The following is a 21,973-nucleotide window of genomic DNA, read 5'->3' as shown; positions in this document are numbered from 1 at the left end:
TTAGTTCACCTTGTCCTGTGGTGCCGTTTCGCCGCCCGTGGCGGTGTCCGCGGCTCTGTTGCTGTTGAGGGCAGTGCGCGGGTCACGCGACCAGTCCTCGCCGAGCGGCGCGAGGCCGAACCAGCCGGTACGGATCTCGTCGATGCTCATCACCGACCCGGTCCGCGCCAGCACCGCGTTCTTCCACTGCGTCGCCGCGTCCCCGCGCAGCATGCTGTCGAGATTGAACTTGGCGCGGATGCCTGCCGCCCGAATGTCAGGCGGCAGGATGCGCACGGTGATCGCCTGCTCGAACCGGCGGGTGAGCGGACGCACGGCCCAGTTCACGAAGCTGCGCGTGTCCTGCTCGTTGTTGCCGGCGTTGCCACCATCGTCCGACACCATGGATCGCGGGATGCGCCAGTAGCGCGCCAGCTCCAGCGTGCGCTGCTTGAACAGGTCGACCAGCTGGTCGTCGTCGTTCGAGCTGGTGACGGCCTGATACTTCACGCCCTGCTCGAAGACGGGGATGCCACCCTTCTTCCAGGTCGACACACCATCCTTCAGGCGGCCGTGGGACTCGTCCGTCAGCTTCTGCTCGGTCGTCACGACGCCCGCCGGGCGGCGATCATTGCGGAAGTAGGCGCGGGCGCCGACCTCCAGCGCCAGCTGGAAGTCGATCGCGCCCTTTGCCTGCTTCCACGGCACCATTGGCTGAAGGCGACCGTCCGACAGGGTCGTGACCCAGAACAGCTGCTGCGGATACAGCCGGCGGGTGCCTTGCTCGGACTGGTAGCAAACCGACATGCTGCGCTCGCCCCATTCGGACGTCAGGCGCAGCGGGTTGAGCGGCCACACCTCGACGCCGTCGATGCCGACCGTAGGCTCCGCGAACGCCTCGCCCCGCAGGACTGCGCAGAACGCCATGGCGGACCAGAACTCGGCGCCGGTCTGGAGCGGGTTCGGCTCATAGGCGAGCGTGTTCGCCAGCGGGAAGTCGTTGCGCGGACCGTTGTCGTCCCGGAACTCCAGCCCGAGGCTGCCGAACGCCTCCGCGATGATGGAGGTGCAGAAGAACACCGCTGCGACGCGTGCGGCGGTCTCTGCCGTGTTCGCCTCCAGCGGCAGCGCCGACAGGACGTTCCAGACCTCATCACCGAAGAAGCGGCCGTCCGTCACGTTCGACGGGGCAGGGCGCCCCGGAACGGGACCGGCACTCATATGCCCTTCGGAGGTGTTGAACCCGCGACGGGCGCGGACATAATCGTCAGGTCCCATCACAAAATCACCATCCCACGTTCGTTGTAGACGAAGCCGCCAGGGGCCTCCGGGTTCAAGGTCATCAGCATCGCGGCGGAGAACATCGCGGCTGCCGGGTCGATCTTGGCACTGGCCGATTGCTTCATGATAGCCACGCCATTGGCGCCGCGAGGTTCTTGCTTCACGTTGCCGATGCACCAATTCATCAGCTCTGTTCCGCCATGCCTGACGGTCCGCGCGGCGCACTTGCGAGCCAATCCCTTGATGGCACTGTTCAGACGCCAGCCTTGCGCGATCGCCTTCAGCATTTCGGGCGGAAAGCCTTCGGCCGACAGCTCGTCAACGATCGCGGCGACGCCCGCCGGGTCTAGGCCGATGCCCTCCGCCTCCGGCAACAGGCCCGCATCGCGCACCTTCACGAACACCTCGACGACGCCCCGCACGTCCTCGGTCAGATCGTCGTCAACGGCGTCGGCATCGCCGATCGTCTCATCGTCGAGATCGATATCATTGGGCAGGACGCACTTGGTAAGCGTGCCTTCCTTGACCAGCTCGTCGAGCTTGGGCGCGATGTCCTTCCGGCGGTCCCACACCACCGACCACGCCCAAGCATGCGCCCAGATCAACCAGCGCTTGCTGCCCTTCTCACGCCCGATCAGACACAGACCCAGAAGATCGTCCAGACCACCGCCATCGACCGAGCCGACGATGACCTCGCTGCGGGCGATCAGGTCGTCGAGCGATAGCGCCTTGACTGCGCAGCGCGGCCAGTAGGGCGCCCCCTGCCACCGGTCCCGCGCAAGGCGCTGGCCGATCTCGACGTTCAGATACTTCGCCAGCACGATCTGCTCGGACGTATCCCCGTCCTCGCCGCGACCTTCCTTCGTAAGCCGGAGCTTGCGCTGGATGAAGTTCACCGACTGCGACCGCCCCAGGTTGGGATTGGTCACATAGAAGTTTGTCGGGTCGAGATAGGCCTCGTCCTCTCGCATGTGCTTCGGCCACTCATAGAGCATGCCGAAACTGCGCGGATCTTCTATCGTCCCGTCCCGGACACCACGGAAGTAATCCAACCGATCCTTGAAGACACCGGCCGGACGCTCGTCACTATGCGTCGTCAGGTAGATGACGAAGCCTTCCGGCCGCGACGCCAGACCGCCCGTAGCCTCCTCAAACATCGACTCGGCGCTACCGCGCTTGCCGAAGATCCACAGCTCGTCGATCAAGACGAAGCCAGCCTTGCTACCGCCGACCGTCTGCGTATCCGCCGCGATCACGCGAAGTTCCGCGCCGGTGACCCGGTGCTTGATCATGCGCTGGTTGTCGACGACGTGCAGGAGCGCCTTCAGCTTTGGGTCCGCCCGCACCATCGACGCCGCAGGCCCGAAGCTGTTGTTGGCGATCTTCTGCGTCGGAGCGAGGATGCTCAGCGCCGCATCATGCCGCCAGTTGCGGATCAGGGCGGTGAGCATGATCCCCGCCGCGATCGTCGACTTGCCATTCTTCTTGCTGATGAGGAGAAGGAACTCCTCGATCAGCCGTTGCCCCGACTGCGCGTCGTAGGCCCCAAAAATGGCGCCCACGAGGTCGAACACGAACGGCTCGCAGGCCTGCCCGAAGGTAGGCTGTCCGGCCACGTCCACCATGCGCAGCGACTTGAACACGTCGAGCGCGGCGGCCGCCTCCCCGGCGAATAGCGGAGCGAACGGGACCAGAGACCGCCGCTCGACGATCCGTTGTTCCCAGTCCAGACAGGCAGTCGTCCAGACCGGCTGCTGGACGATCATGCGATCGTCAGTTCAGCAGACCGGGCGGTGGAGCCGGGGGCTCGTAGCAGCCCCGGATGCCTTCCGCAGCCTCTTGAGCTTCGGCCTTCTTGCCCTTCCGTTCCTGACGGGGAGTGGGTGCCGACATGCTCTTCGACAGATCGTCGAGCCGGGCCTTCTCCAGGCGACGACCCAATTCCTTCTCCGCCGCGACCGATCCATCCGCCGCCTTCGTGTTCAGGCGGTTGAGCTGGACCATCTCGAACCGGATGGCCGCCGCGTCGCGCTGGGCAACCTCGGAAGAATAATGTTTGCGCAGCGTGGGGACGGACACCCCGATCGCCGTTGCCGCCTCCTTTGTCGTCATGCCGCGTGCAAACGCCAGCAGGACCTTGTTTGAATTTTCACGAGACCAGACATGCTCCGGTCGCCCACGGCCCTCCCGGCGCGGCTGCACGGGGTCGCCGAACAGGTCCACGTTCGAAAAATCCGCGTTGCCCAAAAAAAATCTCCAGATGGGAAGGCCTGTGGTCTGGGACCGATCGGCCTTCCGGACTTTACACCCCCCCCCGGGTCACTCGCCACGCCGGTTCTCCTCGCGCGCCTTCGCGCTGTCGTGACACGGCTTGCACAGGCACCAGAGGTTCTGGTCATCCCAGAACAGGTCCGCGTCACCACGATGCGGCGTCTTGTGATCCGCCACCAGCAGCGACGTGTCCGCCTCGATCCGACCGCAGCCGGGCCACTGGCAGGTGAACAGGTCGCGCAGCAGCACGGCCATGCGCAGCTTCTGCCATCGCGCCGTCTTGTACCAGCGACGCCATGGCCGCTGGTCGCGTGCCCGGTCGCGGTCCTGCCGGGTGACCGGCACGCTCGACAGCTTGGACCGCAGCGGCTGGAGACGCGGGGTCAGGCTGGTCAGCTTGGCCACGCGTGGTCCTCGAAAGCACGAAGGGCGGCGAGACCGAAGCCGCGCCGCCCTTCATGAAGGTCAGGAGAGATGCAGAGCGCCGCCCGAAGGCCCGTCCCAGCGTGATAAGAAATAGGCAGTTTCCGGCTCATAGACGAACAAAAGAATTTGCCGTCGCTGCACTTTTAGGCCCTTGACGGGCTCCGGCTAGGATTTCTGCCACTTTGCGAGACGCAGATCGCATGGAGCGCCCGGCCGTACCGCATACGCAGCCCGTCCGCCCCGCGATCGAGCCCCATCCGGCCGAGCAGCTTGACCCACGAGACTTCACGCTTGCCCGCCGCCAGTTGGGCGATGGCGAGCCCGACGAGCTTGCGATCCGCCGGGTCGATCGCGTTCAGCCAGCCGAACGCCTCCTCCATCTCGGCGACCTCCTCGCGCGTCTGCGACGCCAGCTTCAGCGGCACGTCGCTGCTGCGACCGTCACCGCCGCGCGCGTCATAGTCACCGGCCAGCGCATCGCGCGAGATCTCCGGCCAGGCCGAGCGCAGGCGCTGCCAGCCGCGCTCGCGGTCCGGCGTGCGCCAGCACGTCAGCATCGCCTCGACGAGGCGGTCCTCCACCTCACTGAAGGCCAGCCCCGTAGGGGTTGGGAGGGTAGATTGATCCCTCCCAGATGTGGGAGGGTTGTTGGGAGGGTAGGAACCGCAGAAATCAGCCATTTGTTGAGCCTATGGGAGCTTGGGAGGGAAATACGGGAGGGTTACTCATGTGCGCGCCTGTGTGCGCCTGCGCGCCTGCACGCACGGCAGGCTTCCGGAAACTGCCTCCCACCTTCCCACACCCTCCCGGAATGGCGGAAATCCGCGGTTTCTGGCGCGTCCGCACCCTCCCACGGCATGGAGGCTGGGAGGGTCAGAGCGGTTCGTCATCGGTGTAAGCCCCTCCGATGGAGGGGTCGGGGGAGGGCGTGGAGGCCGGCTGGCCATCCTTGGTGCGCGGCGAGGGCAGGTCGTCCGCGATCGGCTTGCCGTGCCCGTCGACAAAGTCGGAGGCGCTGTAGAGCGCCCACATGCCGTCCCAGACCATCGATGAGGACTTCCGCTTCTTGAAACCCTTCTTCTCCAGCTGAGCGGCCAGATACTTCGGCGACCACGGCTTGCCGTTCGCCGGCAGCAGCTGCGCCCAGGCCTGCCACGCCGCGAACAGCTCGTGGAGCAACGTCGAGCCGATCGTCTCACCGGGCGCCTTCTCGATGCACAGGTTCAGGAACTGACCGAGGATGTCGTTCTCCTCCTGATAGCTGCGCGTGGCCTCCATGATCGCCTTCGGCCGCGGCAGGCCGCTGTTCAGATAGGTGAGGGCACCGCGCACCATCCGATTGAAGATGCCCACCGCCTCCGCCTTCAGCTTCGCCTTCAGCAGCGGATCGGCCCGCTCGGTCGGCACGATCACGTCGAAGGGGATGATCTCGACGCGCCGCTGGATGCCGTGGTCGGTGCCGATCCTCGGCTTGTGATTCGCCGCTACCGTGTTGGTGAACGTCACCTCGAGCTGGAACGGAGGCTTCAGCAGCTCGCGCACACCGCCGATCGGCTCGTCACTGGTCATCGACTTGATCAGGCCATCGCTGAACTTCGACCCTTCCTCCGGCTCGTTCGCATAGACCATGCGCCGGCCGGCGAGCGCCGCGAGATCAGGCGAGGCGTCGGAGCCCTTGCGGTACTTGCCCTGGTCGATGAACGTCTCGATCGCGGCCGCCCAGGCATAGTCGCCCAGAATGTGCGCCATCGTGTTGAGCCACACGCCCTTGCCGTTCGATCCCTGCCCGTAGAAGATCGCCATCTTCTGCGCGTCGGCGAGCCCCAAGGAATTGTAGCCGGACCACACGTCCAGGAACTGCCGCATCTCCGGATCGGGTTGCACCTCCTCCAGGAACGCGTCGAAGATCGGACTGCCGGCATCCGGATGATATTCGGTCGCGGCGATCTTGGTGATCCGGTCCTTGCGCTCGAACGGCACCAGGCGCACTCGTGCCGCCTCGCCGGCTTCCGGCCGGGCGAAAACCAAGGTGCCGTTGCCCACGTTCAGGCGCAGCGGGTCCTTGTCGAAGTCGTAGGTACGCGCCGCCAGACGCGCCTCCGCCATGCCCGGCAGGGCCTTGATATGGCTCGCGCCCTCCGACGTGCGGCCCCATTTCGAGATGGTGTCGGACAGATAGGTGACCGTCCCGTCGCGGGCGACCTTCACCACCCGATCCAGCTTCTCCCGCTGCTGCTGCTCGTGCGCCCGGATCTGCTCGGCATCCCAGCCGTCCTCCGGTGCCTCCGGTACGCCGGACTCGCGCACGAGCTCGGCTTCGTCCTGGATGGCACGCATGGTGTCCTGCACCGCGCGGCCGAGCAGCGGCACCGCCATGTCGCGGCTCCACCGCTTGCCGTCCCAGGCCAGCCAGCCCCACTGCTCGACGAACAGGAAGTTCGACCCGTAGCGCCGCATGAAGCGCTGGAGGTTGCCGAGGTCCGTCTGTGGCAGGAGCGCGCACTTTCGCGCCAGATCGATCTCATGATCGCCCTCCTGCCCCTTCTCCTGCCGCGCCAAGGCAAGCGACCCTCCCGGCTGGGAGCTTGGTCCATTGTCTCCGCTGGAGGAGGGGGTGCGGGGACGGGAGGGGCCGCGATCGGCGCGGCGACGGGCGCCCTCGATCACCGACGTCAGATCACGCGGGTTCGCGATACCGGCGGTCAGCCCGTTCTCGATCGAACTATGGTGAAGAGCGACATCATTGAAGCCCGACACCGCGGCTTGCAGCACGGACCGCGCCATGCCCTCACCAAGCGCGCCAGCACCCACCAGCTGGCCGACACGGAAGGCGCTGGCATTGGCCTGAGTGTTACGCCCACCAAGGCCGGTATTGCGCAGCTTCTCCTCCTCGCCCGCCAGCGCCGACAGCGCCCACTTGCGCACTGCCACCTCAACGGGATCATCGCTCCCCGTCACGCGGCGGGGAGGGGACGAGGATGTGGACGCCGGCTGGTCGCCGGCGGCTTTCTTGTCCTTGCCGGCCTTGGGCGCGCGCAGGATCGCGATCAGCTCGGCCGGAGCGTCCGCATAGGCGGCCGGGTCGCGCCAGTCGCCACGATCGCGCAGCCAGCGATACTCGCCAGTGGCACTGTCGGCCGCCTCGAGGCAGCGGCTGGGCGCGCCGATCACGTATCCGCCGGCACCGCGCACGTCGACATGATCGGGCAGGTTGCCGCGGTTGCGGATCGGTTCGCCGTCCGGCTGTCGGAAGTAGACGTGGACGCCGCCAGACGGCGTCATGGCGGTGACCGAGCGCGGCAGCGGCACGCCCATCTGGGCCTCCAGCGCCGCCTTCAGCTCCTCCAGCCCGCACAGGCGCTTGACGATCTCGCCGGCTTCGTCGTGCTGCACCTCGCCAGTGGCGGGGTCGATGACTTCCTCCCAGCGTGGATCGAAGTCGATCACGAAATAGCCGTTCACGCCCTGCGGCAGGCCGATCATGGCGTCCGGATTGCGCCGCCACCATTGCAGGATCTGCGGCTCGTCGAGGGTCGCGGCCTTCAGGCCGTTGCCGATATAGGGCTGCTTGGCCTTGGCGCGCCGCTCCTGCTTCGTCCGCTGGTCGACGTAGAACGGCCCATCGCGCTCGCGGCACGGAAACACCGGCCAGCCGAGACGAGCATATTGGAGCGCTGCCTGCCCCATGGGCGACAGCGAGGAATTGGATGCCACGGAAGATGCCCCTGGATGATGGTGCGCAGGCTATTCCCGGCCTGCGAGCGGGGCAGGGGCGCCGACCGCGCCCGGTGGATCGTCAGAAGGGGACGTCATCGTCCAGGTCGTCGGCGAACCCGCCGGTCGAGCCGCCCGGTCGACCAGCGGACCCTCCGCTGCGGGCACCGCGCCCCGCGCCGTCGCGCTGGCCGTTCTCCTGCCCGTTCCCCGGCCCGTCGAGCATCACCAGCTGGGCCTGGAAGCCTTGCAGCACGATCTCGGTCGAATAGCGGTCGTTGCCGGACTGGTCCTGCCACTTGCGCGTCTGGAGCTTGCCCTCGACATAGACCTTCGACCCCTTGCGCAGATAGCGCTCGGCGACGTTGGCCAGGCCCTCGTTCAGGATCGAGACCGAGTGCCACTCGGTCTTCTCCTTGCGCTCGCCGCTGTTGCGGTCCTTCCACGTCTCCGACGTGGCGATGCGCAGGTTCACCACCTTGCCGCCATTCTGGAAGCTGCGGCTTTCCGGATCACGACCCAGATTGCCGACGAGGATCACCTTGTTGACGCTGCTCATACTGCCCCCATCGTGCGCAGGCGGACGTTCAGCCGCTGCATCCTGCTGCTCTTGAAACCAATGACGCCCATCGCGGTGAGCGCCTGACTGAAACCACGGGCACCGGCGGGCCGGATGCCCTGCGCGTTGCACCAGTGCTGATGATCCTCGAACAGGATGCACGTCGGCGTCCGCTGTCCGTCTGCCTGCTCCAGCCGGTCCTCCGCCCAGGCGGTCACCACGGGATCGACGTCGCCGGCCGCGCCGAACGTCTCGATCGCGGCGTCGCCGGTGAAGACATCGGGGAGGCCAACAACCGTCCACGCCCGCCGCGCGACCGGACACCGCTTGGCGATCTGCGCCGCACGCACGAAGGCGATGGCGTCCCGCAACCGGTCGCGGTCGTCCATGATCGCCGGTCGCTCCGGTGCCGACAGGGCCGCGGCCTCCGCCTCCATGGCGGCGATCGTCCGCTCCATCCGCTCGAACGCGTCATAGAAGGCAATGCGGAAGTCGAGTGCCCGGTCACCCTTGAAGCCGCTGACCAGCACGACGAACCCCTTGCGGTTCATCGTGTAGTAGTGGCTGTCGCGCTCACCGAAGCCAGTTTTGACCTTCGCCGCTTTGAGCCCAAAAGTGGGCCCAATGTCAGGGCGCAGGTCAATCAGACGCTCGATCTCGCGCAGCACGTGCGTATGCCGCCGCCCGAACGCCTCCGCCACGTCGCGGCTATCCGCGACGACCGCGCCGTCCTCGACGCGGACGAGCTGCTGAAGCGCCGTCATGCCGCACCCATCGCGGCGCGGATGCTGGCCAGCCTTGCCTCGGCAGCTTCTGCCCGGGCCTCCGCTTCTTTCGCACGCCCTTCGGCCGCTGCCAGATCGGCGGGGTCAGCTCCGGTAGTGACCCGGCGCGCAAGTTCGGAAATCAGCGCATGCGCCTCCAGCGCCGACAGATCGACCGCGCCGGACGACGCTACGGGCTTCGATGCCTGCATGACGCCGGCGAGCAGATCCTGCATCGCTTGGTTGAATGAGGTGCCGTCGGCGGTACGCCGGCGGATCTCCTCCAGCACTGGGCCGGAGGCAACGAAGCTGATGGTCTTCTTGTCGGCAGGATTGGGCATGGGAGGATCCTTCTCAACAGGAGGCGCCGCGACGCTGGCGGCGGGAAGGGGCGAGGGAGGTGCGGACGGTGCCGGCGACGTGCCGCGCCCCCGTCCAACGATCGCCATGATCTTGGCTGCCGCCGCGTCGACCTCCGGGTCCACGCGCGTGATCGACGGCTCCGGCTTGGCGATCGGCAGGGCACCGGGGCGCACGCGGCCGAGCAGGATCTCGCGGCCGGGACCGTAGCCGCCGCGCACGGTGATCTTGCCCGCGTCAGCCAGCTCGGCGAGCAGCGTGCGCGCCAGCTCGGTCGACTGGAAGTTGAAGCGCTCGCAGATCGCGGCGTCGGCCGGCATCGGATGACCCGCCGAGATGGCGTTCTCGATCCAGTCGAGCATGATCTGCCGGTGGAGCTTGGCGTGGGCCATGGCGTCAAACCCGGAGCGGCATGAGGATGAAGGTCATTTCGCAAATCCCGTCATCGCGCCCGTCGAGAGGATCAGGATGCGTCGATAGGTTGGGGCGGACACACCCTCGACGCGGATCAGGTTGCTGGCGATCATCGCCGCCAGGACGGCGGGCACCGCATCGGCCGGCAGGCCCGCCCGCTCGGCCAGCTGCTTGTCGGTGGGGCAGGGGCGCCCGCGACTGGCGAAGCGCGACAGCACCGGCAGCAGCGCGTCGATAGACGCGGCTTCCGCCGGCACGACCGGCCCGGCCACGGCGCGCAGCATGGGCCGCTGCGGCTTGGTCAACGCGCACGCCTTCGAGGTGCGGACCGCCTTGTAGTTGAAGACGGTCGGATCGAGGGGCGCTCGCGCCCGGGTCAGCATCACGAGCCCGCGGTCCGACAGGTCGCGCATCCGCTTGGCCCCGGCCGAGCCGATCGGCAGGCAGGCGCGCGTCGCGTACAGGAAGGTGTCGCCAGCCTTGGCCGTCTCCATCCATGCGTCGATCCGGGCCGGCGCCGCGACGATGCCGGGCGCTTCGTCCATCATGTGGACGGCGGGAAGGGTCGCCATCACGGACGCCTCCATCGGGTGAGCGAGGCGAGGCGCACCGTCGTGCGTCCCGCCTCGCCGTCACGCGCGCAGGCTAGGGGGATTACCCGGCGCGTGATCTGGGGAAGTCGAATCATGCAGCGCGGCCGGGCAGCGCCGTGGAGGCGGCATCGAACCACCAGCCCAGCGGCCGCATGTTAAAGTGCCGCGCCTTCACGCCCATCACGCGGTGGATCGCTGCGCCGATCGTCATGCCCGGGACCATCTCGCCCAGCACCATGCGCTCGACATAGTCCGCAGGCGTGCGCAGCAGCTGCGCGGTCTCCTCGATGCCGCGGTGCGCGACGAATTGGCCGAGCAGCCGCGCGCCTTCGTTCGGCACGACGGCCGGAAGCCGGAGCTTGTGCATCACTGGTCCCCTTTCATGATGGTCAGCAGCTCCGCGCGCATGTGCGCGGAGACACGAATGAGTTGGTCGAGCTCGGCGAGGATCTTCTCGGCGTCGTCGGCATCGAGTTTGCCGTCCGAGAGGCCGGCGCAGATCGCGGCCGTCGTGTCGCTCTGCTCCTTCGCCTGCCTTGCGAGCAGCGTGAGCAGGTCCTCCCGGGTTGCGGGCGCATCGGGCAGTGCGACGAAGGTCCCGTCCGCCATGGTGCATAAAGCGGCGGTGACGATCGCCTCGCCGGCAACCGCCTCCAGGTCACGAACGATGTCGACGGGTGCGAAACACTCGGCCTCAGCCGGATTGAGCGAGGCGTAGCGGGCGATCGCGCTCTTGCCGACGCGGGTCAGCGAAGCGGCCGCCTCGATCCCGCCGACCTTCGCGACCAGCTCGCCGAAGCGCACCTTCAGGATGCGGCCCTTGACCGCAGTGGAAGCGATCATGGTCACGCCACCGCCTGCTGGGAAAGGTCGGCAGTCGTTCCCGATGACGGACCGCACCCGGCTCCGGCAATGTCATGGCCATGACAGCGCACGGGCATCATGCCGCCACCACACAGTCTTCAGGACATGCGACAGCCACCGTCCGGCCCATAGGCCAGATGATGTCTTCGGCCGTCACGCCCAGATCCAGTTCGGCCGCCTTCTCGAAAACGGCCGGCTGGCGACCAGCGGGAATGCGACCAGCGGTTTTCCAGCTCTGGACCGTAGACGGGGCTTCTCCCAAGGTGTCCGCCATTTTGCGGGTGCCACCGAAGGCGTCGAAGAGGGTACGTCGCTCGCTCATGAAGCGTCGTGTACGACTCAATCGCACAGATTACAACGAAGATTTCGTACAGACAGCGTGCGAATAAATCGCGCATTGGCTCACGACATGGAACCGGTTGCTCCGAAACTGAAGGCGCTACGCGAGCGCGCCGAGCCCAAGGTTACGATCAGGGCCATGGCCGAGGCTCTTGGTCTCGCCTTGAGCACCTATGCGGCATACGAGGACACGAAGAAGTCGAAGCGCGAGTTTCTGCCGGTTCCATTCGCTCGCCGGGTGGCAGACATCCTCGTCTTGCACGGCATCGAACGAGCAGAGGTGATGGAGCTGGCCGGCGTCGTGCCGCGGGAATCAGCACCAGAAGGCCGCGACATTCATGAGGACAGGCTAGAGGTAATCGGATCGGTGGCGGCTGGAATATGGCGGGAGCAGAGCCACTGGCGCGCCGAAGAGCGATACACGATCGTCGTTCCGCCATCGCCGATCAAGGGTGCCGTGCGCTTTGCTGTGCGCGTGGATGGTCAGTCGATGGACAAGGTCATTCCCCCGGGTTCCGAACTCGAATGCATCGACGTCCGCGCTAGCGGCCTGTCACCAAGGCCTGGGGACTTGGTCATCGTCGAGCGCACTGCTCATGACCTGACCGAGATGACCTGCAAGCGCCTGGTCCGGGAGGATGACCGCTGGCTGCTGCGCTGCGAATCGACTTCGCCCGAATTCCAAACAGACATAGAGATCGGAAATCCTGACGCAGACGTGCACCACGACGATCATGTGCGGGTGATCGGGATCGTCGTTCGCGCCCACCAGCAGCACTTCTTCAAACGATGAAGCGCATCATCTTCTTTGCGCTTGCTGTGTCGGCGTGTGACGGCCCTCCAGCAGACAAGCCGAGGGCCGCGCCGGTCAATGGCAGAACTTACGTTGAGACGAACGACGATTTCATGGGCGGCCTTAGTCTTGTCTCAACCGAGAGCGCGCTAGTCGAGGGGCAGCGCCCCGAGATCTCTGCCTCGTGCAATCAGGACGGCGCTCCATCGCTGCATCTTTCCCTCGTGCATGCGCCTGATCGGCCGCCTCCTCTTCGCGGCGTGTTCGCTGACTTTAGGTTTGGTGGCTGGCCTAAGCAGCATGTCGAGATGGCCTGGTTCGACAAGGGCCGCTGGATGCCCCGCGAGAAGGACGCGGACAGGAGGCTCGTGCGGGCGATGCTGAAGGCTGATCACGTTTCGGTTACGATGCCGGGTGCCTACGTGGCAAAGCGCGAGTTCGAATGGGACATACATACGTCGCCAGCCGATGTGCGACGCATGCGAAAGGCATGTACGAAATAATCGTTTGACGCGTACGAACTGTTCGTACAGATAGCGGGCGGCCGCCGGCAATGTGACGCCCGGCGGTCAGGAGACCGCTATGCGCACCCATCCCCAGCACCATGATGGCGTAGGCACCGACGCCTCGCTGCATGCCTTCATGCATTCGCTCGGCCACGAGCAGTCCGCGACGCCGGCCGTCGCGCTTCCCCCCGCCCGCGTCCCGTCCTACCGGCCCGCGTCCCGCGACGTCGGCCGCACCGTCCGCCGGCTGCGCGCCCGGGGCATCACGCCCCCGCAGGCGGTCACGCCACCCGCACCGGACGCGCCCTTCGCCAAGGGCCTGATGATCGCCACCCCGATCGTCATCTTCCTGTGGATCATCATCAGCCTGATCGGCGCCTACGCCATGGGTCGTATCTGATGATCCGCGCCATGCCCAAGGTCGACCGGCGCCGGGTCCGGTATCTCGCCCGCCGCCAGTGGCGGACCGTCTTCATCCCCGTCGCAGTGCTGAACGTCGAAGGCTTCGGCCGTGCACTGGTACGCTGGCAGCACATGGAGACGCGCTGGAGCGACAAGAACGCCCGGCGCCTATGGCGCCTGCCGGCTGAAGCGCTGGAGGCGCACTGATGTACGCCAAGGCATCCAGGACGATGCAGCACGCGCACCGCGTCGATCTGCCCCACCCCGCGCGCGGCTTCATCATGCCGGGCGACCGGGTGGAGCTTCCGCCGCTGCCGACCATGTCGATCCGCCAGCTTCAGAACGAGCGGCAGCAGCTGCTCGCCGAGCTGGTGCAGACCGAGCAGCACATCACCATCGCCAAGAGCCGGGACGACACCCGCGCCGCCTCGCAGCTGCGGCAGCGCAAGACGACGCTGGAGCAGCGGATCGCACAGGTGAAGGCCGCCATGTCGGCGAAGAACGCCGGCAGCGTCTGGGACCGCTTCATGGCCGCCGCCCGGGAGATCGTGGGAGAGGTCGACGCGAAGCGGATCGAGGCCCGCGTGCACCAAGGAAGCGCGCGGTGAGCCGTCCCAGCCGCACCACCTCGTTCCTTGCCGGAGCGCTCGTCGGTGGCGCCCTGTCTCTCTTGCTGGAGGTTCGTTTCTGATGCTCGACACCCGCAGCATGCACACGCCGAAGCCGGAGGCACCGCTCGCCGACTTTGCGCCGCTCGCCCAGGAGATCAACGACAGCCCGCCCCTGATGGCGGTCTATGCCGCGCCCGAATGGGGCGAGCTGTCGAATGAGGGACAGCAGTGGGTCGCCGCCCTGGTGCGCGAGACGATGAAGCGCTTTGGCGGCAAGGCGCCGCGCCGCGTGCACGTCTCCACGGATACCAACGTGCGCTGGTCCGTGCGTCACTTCTTCCGCGCCGGGCATTGCTACGTCGGCGGGATCGTCCTGGGCTTCGCGCCCACCGTGTTCGCCTTCGGCGCCGAGTTGATTACTGGCGAGACTAAGGGGATCGCCCTCATGATCGGCCCCTTCTGGCTCGGCTTCGCGGCTGCGAGGCACGACGCGTGAGCCCGCAGGACGCAGCGATGCAGATCGCCGGCTGGGCGGCCCAGCGCGCGACCGAGGCGATCGTCGCCCGTGCGGCCGACCGGGTGAAGCGCGGCGCCAGGCGCCGCGTGGCCACCGTGGCGCGCTCCTGCCGGGAGCGCCTGCGGTGACCCGCTCGCCCATGACCTTCGTCGGCACCGATACGCCTCCGCGTCGCCGGAGCGATTGGGCCGACCTTGGGCGCACGGCCGTCCAGCTGCTCGCCGAGCGCGAGAAGGCCTATCCGGCCATGGTCAAGGACGGCCGGCTGGAGCAGGCCCTCGCCGACCAGCGCATCCGCACCATGCGCGCGATCGTCGCGCTGTGGCGGGTCGTACTGGAGGGCGGGGACCTGCCGGAGCCGTCAGCCTTCGGCGACCGGTTCGGCGCCAGCTGGCAGGAGATGCTGGAGGACGCCGACCGTGCGGCCGGACGCGCGCGGGATCTCGCCGGCAGGAAGCGGGGCGACCGTGACGCGGCCGTCCAGGCCGAGCTGGTGACCGCGCTCGCGTGGCAGCACCAGCCGGTCTGCGGCAGCGCCGGCCCGCACATCTGGCTGTCCTACGAATATGCCCGGTGGGAGAAATGCCGCGAGACGGAGAGGCCGCACTAATGGCCAGCCGCGCCCACAAGCCCGATCCGGGGATCACCCGGAGCCACCCCGACGTCATAGCGTTCGCCGAAGCCCTTGCGCGTGCACATGTCGCGCGGGACATTGCGCGCGCCCGTGAGGACCGATCCATTGCGAACCCTGATATACGCCCGCTACAGTAGCCAACTCCAGAACCCCCGGTCGATCGAGGACCAGATCGCCGCCTGCCGCGAGCGCGCCGATCGCGAAGGCTGGACCGTCCTCGACGTCTATCACGACTATGCGATCTCCGGCGCGGCCGGGCTGGAGACCACGCAGCGCCCGGGGCTGCACGCGATGCTCGCCCACGTGGAACGCGGGGGCGTCGACCAGATCCTGACCGAATCGACGGACCGGATCGCGCGCCACCAGGGCGACGCCTTCACCGTCCGCGAGCGGCTTCAGCATGCCGGCGCCCGGCTGTTCACCCTGATGGACGGCGAGGTCGACGAGATCACCGGCACGATCAAGGGGCTGTTTGACGCGCGCATGCGCAAGGACCTCGCCGCACGGGTCAGGCGTGGTCAGAAGGGCAACATCACGCAGGGCCGCGCCGCGTCGGGCGTCGCCTACGGCTACCGCCGGGTGACGAAGATCGATGATCGCGGCGAGCCGATCCGGGGCCTGCGCGAGATCGACGAGGACCAGGCCGAGATCGTGCGCCGCATCTTTCGGGAATATGCGGCAGGGCAGAGCGCGCTCGCCATCGCCAAGCGTCTGAACGAGGATGGGGTCCCCGCAGCCAAGCGCGGGATCTGGCGGTCGACAGCGATAATCGCCAGCCAGAAGGTCGGCTTCGGCATCCTGTGCAATCCCATCTACATCGGGCGGCTGGTCTATGGCCGAAGCAAGGGCGTCGTGGACCCGAAGACGCGCGAGCGCCGCACCGCCCGGGGCGATGGCGATCTGCACGAAGGGGAGGCGCCGCACCTGCGCATCGTCGATCAGGCGCTGTGGGACGCGGTACAGGATCAGATCGAGCGGCGTTCGTCGACGCGGCCGGAGCGACAGCGCCGCCCGAAGCACATCCTGTCGGGTCTGGGAACCTGCGGGACATGTGGCGGCAGATGGATCATCACCCATGCCGGCTATTGGGGGTGCAGCCATGCGCACGCCGGCAACGCATGCGAGAACCGCCGCTTGATCAAGTCGAGCGAATACGAGCGACGCGTCCTTGACGACCTGAAGGGCCAGATGCTCGCCCCGGACGTCGTCACGGCCTACGTGCGCACGTATCATCAGGAACACGCGCGCCAGACGGCGCAGCTGGCGAAGGGGAGGGACCGCACGCAGCGTCAGCTGGACGAGGCGACCCGCAAGGTGAAGCGCCTGGTCGAAGCGGTAGCCGCTGGCGGCAGCGAGTTCGCCGAGATCCGCGAGCTGCTGTCCACCGCGCGCGATGATCGCGACCGTCTCGCACGCGAGATCGCCAGCATGGAGGCGCTGCCGGTGCTCACGTTGCACCCGGGCCTAGCCGATCAGTACCGTCAGTCGATCGAGGAGCTGGAGGCCAGCCTTGCGGCGGAGGAGACCCGGCTGGAGGCGGTCCCGAAGCTGCGTAAGCTGATCGCGCGGATCGAGGCGCGGCCGAGCAGCGCGAAGCGCGGCGTCGACCTGACGATCGTCAGGCAGATCGACGAGATCTTGCAACTGGCGACCGGCCGTTCTCAAGCGATGCGCGCGTAATCCCTAAATGCCTGATGCTCTCAAATTTGCGATTAGGTCGATAACGTTATCAGCTCGCACTAATAGGGGGGTCATATCAGCGGCGAGCCTGTTGCGCCGTCTCGATTGTGCGCCCTTACCCACCTTCGTGCCTAGCACATCAACATGGTGGGTTTTGCCACGATCATCAGTTGCATAGACGCCAAACCACCGGGCTGCATCATCGTCATTCGCGTACGCCCGAAGCGCACTCACGCCGATCACTACGGCACCGATAAGCTTCCGAACCTCTGAGGCATTGGATAAGAGGTCCTGCACTGTACTAGCTATTTCCGCGTCAGACGCGCCCTGCCTCACGACGCTCATCCCCATTGCATAAATTTGGGTCAGCTTTGAGGTGAGGATTGTAGAAGTGTCTTCCTCGTATGCGTCAGGAGACGTGAGGATGCGAGCAACCAACTCATCATCTTGCAAACCTGGGCCGCCTGACGATGTCAGCGACCAAGGTTCACAAGTGCACTGTGGGAATGCAGCATCAAGGCTTTCGGCCCGCTTAAGGGTTTCCGCCCCCTCGAAGGTGGCCCGACAAGCCTCGGCTGACATTCAGGTTAGGCAGAACGCAGGTAATCTGTCAGCGCAGTCGGAAGCGCCGTACCATTAAACTGCACATCTTCACCTTCAGGTGCCGTATCATTGGCGAAGAAGTAGTCAAACGTATCACGACCCGTGACCACGACCTCTCCATGGAAAGGCGCGCCATAGGTGAACATGGGATGACCTTCAGCAGTAAGGGTTACCTGGGGAACCCGATGCATCGCCAACAGGCTGAAGACCTTGGCAGCGGTAGCAAGCGTCTCCGCCTTGGGAGCTGCGCTTCCCTCGGCATCCCAGTTGTCCTGCCACGTGGTGAACGTCCGCAGTCGCTCCAAGCCCTCCAATTCAGGCGTGTTCACGATGAAGAACGTGATCGGCTGCGCGACCGAGGAGGCGCGCTTCACCTGCGGTTGATGGGCAGGAGCGTAGTACCAGACAAGCGTCTGAGTTCCGCGAACTGCCTGCCAAGGCTCGTCCTTCGCGGGTACGTAGCAACACGCCGAAGACGTGGCGGGGGAGGGGATGTATGCGTCCATGATCAGCTCCCCAGAGATATCATCGTACGAGCGTCCGCCGTCAAGATGTTGGATAGACGCTTTTTGAGACTGACGTGAAGAGTATCCATCGAAGCTAGAATGCTCTCAGGCGCAACAAGCTCCCGAGCACGGGCAGCGTGCTGATCCATGACCTGCTCTGCCTCATGGCAGCGGATGCTGATCGCACGACGTGTACCGATCGGCCCCTCAGCATCGGCAACCGTAATATCAACGTTAACCAAACGGTTGACGTCATCGCGCTCACGTTCAAACCATCCAGAATGAGAATGAAACGGCATGCGCCTTTGAAAAGCATGTCTAGCGAGCATATCGGACTTACGGTCTAATATTGCCGCCACATCTGCGGGGCCTTCATTCTTTGCATAGAATAGGTCGAGATATTCTAACGCGACGGCAGTAACAGGCACCACTTGCTCGACGATCGGCATAGCCAAACGCAGAAAGATGCCCAGCTGCTCGCGGAAAGAGACCCAGCCAGTGTACGAAAAGGTGTCGAAGCGGATGGCTTCCTTTGTGACGGCTAGCGCTTGAACGATGTTGGAGCCGTGCACTTCTTTGAAGACAGTACCGATATGCAGCGTTGGCTGCGTCTCAGTACCACCAGGCCCAATCTGAACGCGTACAGTCGTGACAGGGTCTTCCTGAAGCATATCAAACCCACGCGCATCCGCACGTAGGGCATCCACCATCCGGTTCACAACGACGGAAGTTACTTCTTCAGAGAAGGTCACGATGGCGGACGCGCGCTGTACCGCATGGGCGGGATTGATTGTCGACCAGAGTGACGAAGCGGCGGGTGCAGCCAGATTGTCAGCCCCAGGAACACCCATTGGCGGGCGGCTCATAGAGACGTGCCAATCGGTGAAATCGCAGCAATCATCAAAACCTTCCTACCCCCGGCCGGCCGTGCATTGGCACTCCCGGATACTGCACGCAACTACGGTCTTCGTACAGCTATCCGATTAGATGGTCCGTAGGGCGAATTCGTTGCCAACGTGTGTCGAAAGTACGGCGTTGCGGTAACGCGCAGTTCGTTTCTGCGAACTCGTCGGCGTAATGGCCGGACACCAGGCGAGAACCATGTTTGATGAGCGGAAGGACAGGTACCTGCACCACCGCCCGCCCTTCAATCAGGGTGTCGAAGATGCGGAGTTCGGCTGGATGAACGACGTCTTCCGAATCATGCAGCACGACAGCCTTGGCGAACACCCCCTCGACCCGTTCATCAGACAGCAACTCGCGCCAAAGCGTATTAAGACAATCCGCTTTCGTGGTCGGACCAGGTTTGTCGCCTATGACGATCCGGACGCGGTGATCGCCATGCGCCACTGCGACGGCAGCATCGATCGTCGGCTGATCGTTGGGGTAGACGCCGACATAGATGCGGTAGTTGGCATGGTCGAACCGCGCCAATGCATTGGTCAGCATGTGGCCGATAACAGCGACCTCGTCCCAGGCGGGAACGAAGATGACGATGCGTCCGGGCTGCTTTGGACAAGGAAGTGTCGTCAGCCACGTTCGCGGTCGGCGGCGTGTCCACAAGCGGCGTAGCAGATAGATCAGGTCGATCGCGAAATCGTCCAGACCTCCAATCAGCAGACCGACGCCGGCGAACAACATCGCCTCGCGAGCGATGACATCGATTAGACCAAAATCCCCCATGCGGCTCCCCCAAACCGATGGAGGATGATGATCATTTCAGATGTGAAATGGCAAGCACTCTATGGAATGATAAATGTCTTCATCCGGTACGATGTCGTCATCAACCAAGATGCTCTGCGAAAAACGCCGAAGTACGTTCGTCGGCCAATCGCGCAGCCGTTTCGGAGCGGCGGGCACCAAACTCGGCGGCAAAGCCGTGATCTTCGCCAGGATAATCATACAAGCTGACCTTGGGATGATCGTCCAGTCCGGCATGCATGCGTGCTTGCGCGTCTTTGTCGACGAAGTGATCCTCTTCCGGCACATGTAGCAGAACGGGATGCGCGATCGCATTTTTTTCGCCGAGCAGAGTATCGATGCCGACGCCGTAATAGCCGACGCTGGCGTCGGTATCGGTACGCGCGGCGCTCATGAACGCCAGTCGGCCGCCCAGACAATATCCCACTACACCGACCTTACCGCCGCCGACCATCTGGCGCGCGGTCTGGATCGCCGCCTGGATATCGCGAATGCCGGCATCCTGATCGAAGCGACCCATCAGATCCAGCGCCTCCTGCATCTGATCGGGTACATCCGGATCCAACTGGATACCTGGCCGGAGCCGCCAGAAGAGGTCGGGCGCAATCGCCAGATAACCGGCGTCCGCAAGGGTATCGCACTTGCGGCGAATGCCTGCGTTCACACCGAATATCTCCTGGATCACCACGATCGCTGCGCGGGGCGTCCGGGCTGGTTTGGCGCAATAGGCCTCGAACTGGGCATCACCCTCCAGCGTTTCGACCGTCATCATTGCCGTCATGGCCAAGCATCTCCTTCGGTTTGGTCGTTGCGGTCGCGTGGCACCCGCGGCCATATGTCCCTATGCGCCGTCGGTGCGGCGATGCTCAAGCCGGCTCGATCAGGAGACAGGTGCGATGAAGGTGAATGTGGAAATCGAGTGCACCCCCGAGGAGGCACGGCGCGCCATGGGGTTGCCGGACCTGACGCCGATCCATGAGCGATATACGCAATTGATGCTCGAGACGATGGAGTCCGGGATCAAGCCTGAGATGATGGAATCGATGATGCGCAACTGGGCACCAATGGGGGAGGCGGGCGTAACGTTCTGGCGTCGGTTGTTTGAGACGGCACAACGCTGATACCCGTCATGACCGCATCGACGATCTTCGCCGTATCCAGCGGCCGGCCGCCTGCGGCCATTTCCATCATCCGGGTCAGTGGACCGGCGGCGATATCGGCTGCGACGCAACTGGCAGGCGCGCTGCCGCGGCCACGTGAAGCCCGCATACGCACATTGCGCGACCGTCGTGGCGAGATATTGGACCGGGCCCTCGTTCTGGTCTTTCCGGGACCGAGGACGGCAACCGGGGAGGATCTGGTAGAGCTGCATTGCCATGGTGGGCGTGCCGTTGTCGCGGCGTTGGAAGCGGCACTGGCCGAGCTACCGGACATGCGCCCTGCCGAGCCAGGAGAGTTTACCCGGCGCGCGCTGGTGCATGGGCGTATCGATCTTACCGAGGCCGAAGGCTTGGCCGACCTGTTGGAGGCCCAGACGGAGCGGCAGCGGGTCGCGGCGCTGGGCGCGGTAGAGGGCAGGGTCAGTGCGCGAATTCGCGACTGGCTGGACCGCGCGACAGGCATGGCCGCACGTGCGGAGGCGATGCTCGATTTTGCCGAAGAGGATGATGTGCCGGTCGATGCTGCATCCTTGGATCGGCTGAAGGCGGATATGGACGCGCTGGCGGTCGAGATGCTGGAGGAGGTTGAGCGCCCCCCCGTCGATCGTCTGCATGACGGTTTGCGGATCGTGCTGGGTGGACCGCCCAATAGCGGCAAGTCGACGCTGCTCAACCTGCTGTGCGAGCGCGAGGCAGCAATCGTATCGCCCATTGCCGGGACAACGCGTGATCGGATCGAAGCGGGGGTCGTGCGCAATGGCATCGCTTACCTGCTCGTGGATACGGCAGGACTTGCCGAGGCAACCAATGACGTTGTCGAGGCCATCGGTATCGGCCGTGCGGAAGAGGCAATCCTGGCGGCCGATATTCTGTTGTGGCTCGCCGACACGCCGCCGCCTCGGGATGATGCGATCTGGTTGCATACTCGCGCCGACCTCGCGGGTCGTGAAGCGCTGCCAAGTGGCAAGCAGCTGGCCGTCCGACAAGACGATGCCCTGAGCGTCGCAGCCGTCTGGGATGCCATTGCGACGCGGGCAGAGTCGCTGCTGCCCCGAAGCGATGGGCCTGCGCTGAAGCGTCATCAGCAGGAGCAGTGCCGTGCAGCGGCCGTCGCACTTTCGCTAGCGCCATCATTCGACCTGTTGCTGATCGCAGAACATCTCCGCGTGGCGAGAGGCCGTCTCAGTGACCTGCTTGGGGTTAGCGCTACGGAGGCGATGCTCGACGCTTTGTTCGGACGGTTCTGCCTCGGCAAATAGCGCAAGCGTTCCACGTGGAACATTGGGAGGCGGCTTC

Annotated in this window: 28 protein-coding genes; 11 read left to right on the top strand and 17 right to left on the bottom strand. The window is 65.4% G+C overall.

From position 1 onward, the window contains the following. The 13 genes from OXR08_RS04750 to OXR08_RS04690 all read right to left on the bottom strand — a co-directional run bounded on the left by OXR08_RS04750 (position 1) and on the right by OXR08_RS04690 (position 11,547). Positions 1-1,257 (bottom strand): phage portal protein, encoded by a 1,257-nt coding sequence (locus OXR08_RS04750; RefSeq protein WP_267348121.1) that lies wholly within the window; start codon positions 1,255-1,257, stop codon positions 1-3. Further along, a complete protein-coding gene (locus OXR08_RS04745) occupies positions 1,257-3,026 on the bottom strand; it encodes a terminase large subunit (RefSeq protein WP_267348119.1) in 1,770 nt (589 codons plus the stop codon). Before OXR08_RS04745 ends, OXR08_RS04750 begins: the two co-directional genes overlap by 1 nt. 7 nt (positions 3,027-3,033) lie before the next feature. Beyond that, entirely contained in the window at positions 3,034-3,507 is a 474-nt protein-coding gene (locus tag OXR08_RS04740) for a hypothetical protein (RefSeq protein WP_267348117.1), read from the bottom strand. A 72-nt stretch (positions 3,508-3,579) separates the two neighbouring features. Continuing rightward, on the bottom strand, positions 3,580-3,936 hold the full coding sequence (locus OXR08_RS04735) for an HNH endonuclease (protein WP_267348115.1): 357 nt from the start codon (positions 3,934-3,936) through the stop codon (positions 3,580-3,582). Between the two features lie 164 nt (positions 3,937-4,100). Then, positions 4,101-4,538, bottom strand: coding sequence for a DUF6362 family protein (locus OXR08_RS04730; protein ID WP_267348113.1), 438 nt, complete (start codon positions 4,536-4,538; stop codon positions 4,101-4,103). Positions 4,539-4,830: 292 nt separating this feature from the next. Next, on the bottom strand, positions 4,831-7,671 hold the full coding sequence (locus OXR08_RS04725) for a phage/plasmid primase, P4 family (RefSeq protein WP_267348111.1): 2,841 nt from the start codon (positions 7,669-7,671) through the stop codon (positions 4,831-4,833). Positions 7,672-7,753: 82 nt separating this feature from the next. Next, positions 7,754-8,230, bottom strand: coding sequence for a single-stranded DNA-binding protein (gene ssb, locus OXR08_RS04720; RefSeq protein WP_267348109.1), 477 nt, complete (start codon positions 8,228-8,230; stop codon positions 7,754-7,756). After that, a complete protein-coding gene (locus tag OXR08_RS04715; RefSeq protein WP_267348107.1) occupies positions 8,227-8,994 on the bottom strand; it encodes a Rha family transcriptional regulator in 768 nt (255 codons plus the stop codon). Before OXR08_RS04715 ends, ssb begins: the two co-directional genes overlap by 4 nt. Next, the gene (locus OXR08_RS04710; RefSeq protein ID WP_267348105.1) at positions 8,991-9,746 is read right to left on the bottom strand and encodes a hypothetical protein; all 756 of its coding nucleotides are present in this window, start codon (positions 9,744-9,746) and stop codon (positions 8,991-8,993) included. Before OXR08_RS04710 ends, OXR08_RS04715 begins: the two co-directional genes overlap by 4 nt. 33 nt (positions 9,747-9,779) lie before the next feature. Continuing rightward, positions 9,780-10,340, bottom strand: coding sequence for a hypothetical protein (locus tag OXR08_RS04705; RefSeq protein WP_267348103.1), 561 nt, complete (start codon positions 10,338-10,340; stop codon positions 9,780-9,782). A 112-nt stretch (positions 10,341-10,452) separates the two neighbouring features. Then, positions 10,453-10,728, bottom strand: a complete 276-nt coding sequence (locus OXR08_RS04700; RefSeq protein ID WP_267348101.1) for a hypothetical protein — start codon at positions 10,726-10,728, stop codon at positions 10,453-10,455. Next, positions 10,728-11,210, bottom strand: a complete 483-nt coding sequence (locus tag OXR08_RS04695; protein WP_267348099.1) for a phage regulatory CII family protein — start codon at positions 11,208-11,210, stop codon at positions 10,728-10,730. Before OXR08_RS04695 ends, OXR08_RS04700 begins: the two co-directional genes overlap by 1 nt. A 91-nt stretch (positions 11,211-11,301) precedes the next feature. Beyond that, positions 11,302-11,547, bottom strand: coding sequence for a hypothetical protein (locus OXR08_RS04690; RefSeq protein WP_267348097.1), 246 nt, complete (start codon positions 11,545-11,547; stop codon positions 11,302-11,304). A gap of 87 nt (positions 11,548-11,634) precedes the next feature. On the opposite strand from OXR08_RS04690, the gene OXR08_RS04685 reads away from it, so the two are divergent. The 9 genes from OXR08_RS04685 (at position 11,635) to OXR08_RS04645 (ending at position 16,707) form a co-directional block, all read left to right on the top strand. Next, on the top strand, positions 11,635-12,357 hold the full coding sequence (locus OXR08_RS04685) for a S24 family peptidase (RefSeq protein WP_267348095.1): 723 nt from the start codon (positions 11,635-11,637) through the stop codon (positions 12,355-12,357). Then, complete coding sequence (locus OXR08_RS04680) at positions 12,354-12,860, top strand: hypothetical protein (RefSeq protein WP_267348093.1); 507 nt, start codon at positions 12,354-12,356, stop codon at positions 12,858-12,860. Before OXR08_RS04685 ends, OXR08_RS04680 begins: the two co-directional genes overlap by 4 nt. A gap of 79 nt (positions 12,861-12,939) precedes the next feature. Then, a complete protein-coding gene (locus OXR08_RS04675; RefSeq protein ID WP_267348091.1) occupies positions 12,940-13,263 on the top strand; it encodes a hypothetical protein in 324 nt (107 codons plus the stop codon). Then, complete coding sequence (locus tag OXR08_RS04670) at positions 13,263-13,472, top strand: hypothetical protein (protein WP_267348090.1); 210 nt, start codon at positions 13,263-13,265, stop codon at positions 13,470-13,472. Before OXR08_RS04675 ends, OXR08_RS04670 begins: the two co-directional genes overlap by 1 nt. Next, on the top strand, positions 13,472-13,873 hold the full coding sequence (locus OXR08_RS04665; RefSeq protein ID WP_267348089.1) for a hypothetical protein: 402 nt from the start codon (positions 13,472-13,474) through the stop codon (positions 13,871-13,873). Before OXR08_RS04670 ends, OXR08_RS04665 begins: the two co-directional genes overlap by 1 nt. An 82-nt stretch (positions 13,874-13,955) precedes the next feature. Beyond that, entirely contained in the window at positions 13,956-14,372 is a 417-nt protein-coding gene (locus OXR08_RS04660) for a hypothetical protein (RefSeq protein ID WP_267348088.1), read from the top strand. A gap of 17 nt (positions 14,373-14,389) precedes the next feature. Then, complete coding sequence (locus OXR08_RS04655; RefSeq protein WP_267348086.1) at positions 14,390-14,521, top strand: hypothetical protein; 132 nt, start codon at positions 14,390-14,392, stop codon at positions 14,519-14,521. An 11-nt stretch (positions 14,522-14,532) separates the two neighbouring features. Further along, a complete protein-coding gene (locus tag OXR08_RS04650) occupies positions 14,533-15,003 on the top strand; it encodes a hypothetical protein (RefSeq protein ID WP_267348084.1) in 471 nt (156 codons plus the stop codon). Between the two features lie 87 nt (positions 15,004-15,090). Further along, positions 15,091-16,707, top strand: coding sequence for a recombinase family protein (locus tag OXR08_RS04645; protein WP_267348241.1), 1,617 nt, complete (start codon positions 15,091-15,093; stop codon positions 16,705-16,707). A gap of 587 nt (positions 16,708-17,294) precedes the next feature. Here the strand turns inward: OXR08_RS04645 and OXR08_RS04640 are convergent. The 4 genes from OXR08_RS04640 to OXR08_RS04625 form a co-directional block, all read right to left on the bottom strand. Then, positions 17,295-17,816, bottom strand: coding sequence for a hypothetical protein (locus OXR08_RS04640; protein WP_267348082.1), 522 nt, complete (start codon positions 17,814-17,816; stop codon positions 17,295-17,297). Positions 17,817-17,818: 2 nt separating this feature from the next. Then, entirely contained in the window at positions 17,819-18,682 is an 864-nt protein-coding gene (locus tag OXR08_RS04635; protein WP_267348080.1) for a TIGR04255 family protein, read from the bottom strand. A 109-nt stretch (positions 18,683-18,791) separates the two neighbouring features. Beyond that, a complete protein-coding gene (locus OXR08_RS04630; protein ID WP_267348078.1) occupies positions 18,792-19,499 on the bottom strand; it encodes a glycosyltransferase in 708 nt (235 codons plus the stop codon). Between the two features lie 100 nt (positions 19,500-19,599). Continuing rightward, positions 19,600-20,298, bottom strand: a complete 699-nt coding sequence (locus tag OXR08_RS04625) for a dienelactone hydrolase family protein (RefSeq protein WP_267348076.1) — start codon at positions 20,296-20,298, stop codon at positions 19,600-19,602. Positions 20,299-20,413: 115 nt separating this feature from the next. Between OXR08_RS04625 and OXR08_RS04620 the strand changes: the two genes are divergently transcribed. Together OXR08_RS04620 and mnmE are read left to right on the top strand one after the other, a co-directional pair. Beyond that, a complete protein-coding gene (locus tag OXR08_RS04620; protein WP_112383902.1) occupies positions 20,414-20,638 on the top strand; it encodes a DUF6489 family protein in 225 nt (74 codons plus the stop codon). Between the two features lie 8 nt (positions 20,639-20,646). Beyond that, complete coding sequence (gene mnmE / locus OXR08_RS04615; RefSeq protein ID WP_267348074.1) at positions 20,647-21,936, top strand: tRNA uridine-5-carboxymethylaminomethyl(34) synthesis GTPase MnmE; 1,290 nt, start codon at positions 20,647-20,649, stop codon at positions 21,934-21,936. Positions 21,937-21,973: the final 37 nt, after the last annotated feature.

It is taken from the genome of Sphingomonas sp. GM_Shp_2, assembly GCF_026540875.1.
In the GTDB taxonomy this organism is placed as follows: domain Bacteria; phylum Pseudomonadota; class Alphaproteobacteria; order Sphingomonadales; family Sphingomonadaceae; genus Sphingomonas; species Sphingomonas carotinifaciens.
Note: the sequence above shows the minus strand (reverse complement) of the source record. Positions and strands in the feature narration are given on the sequence as shown.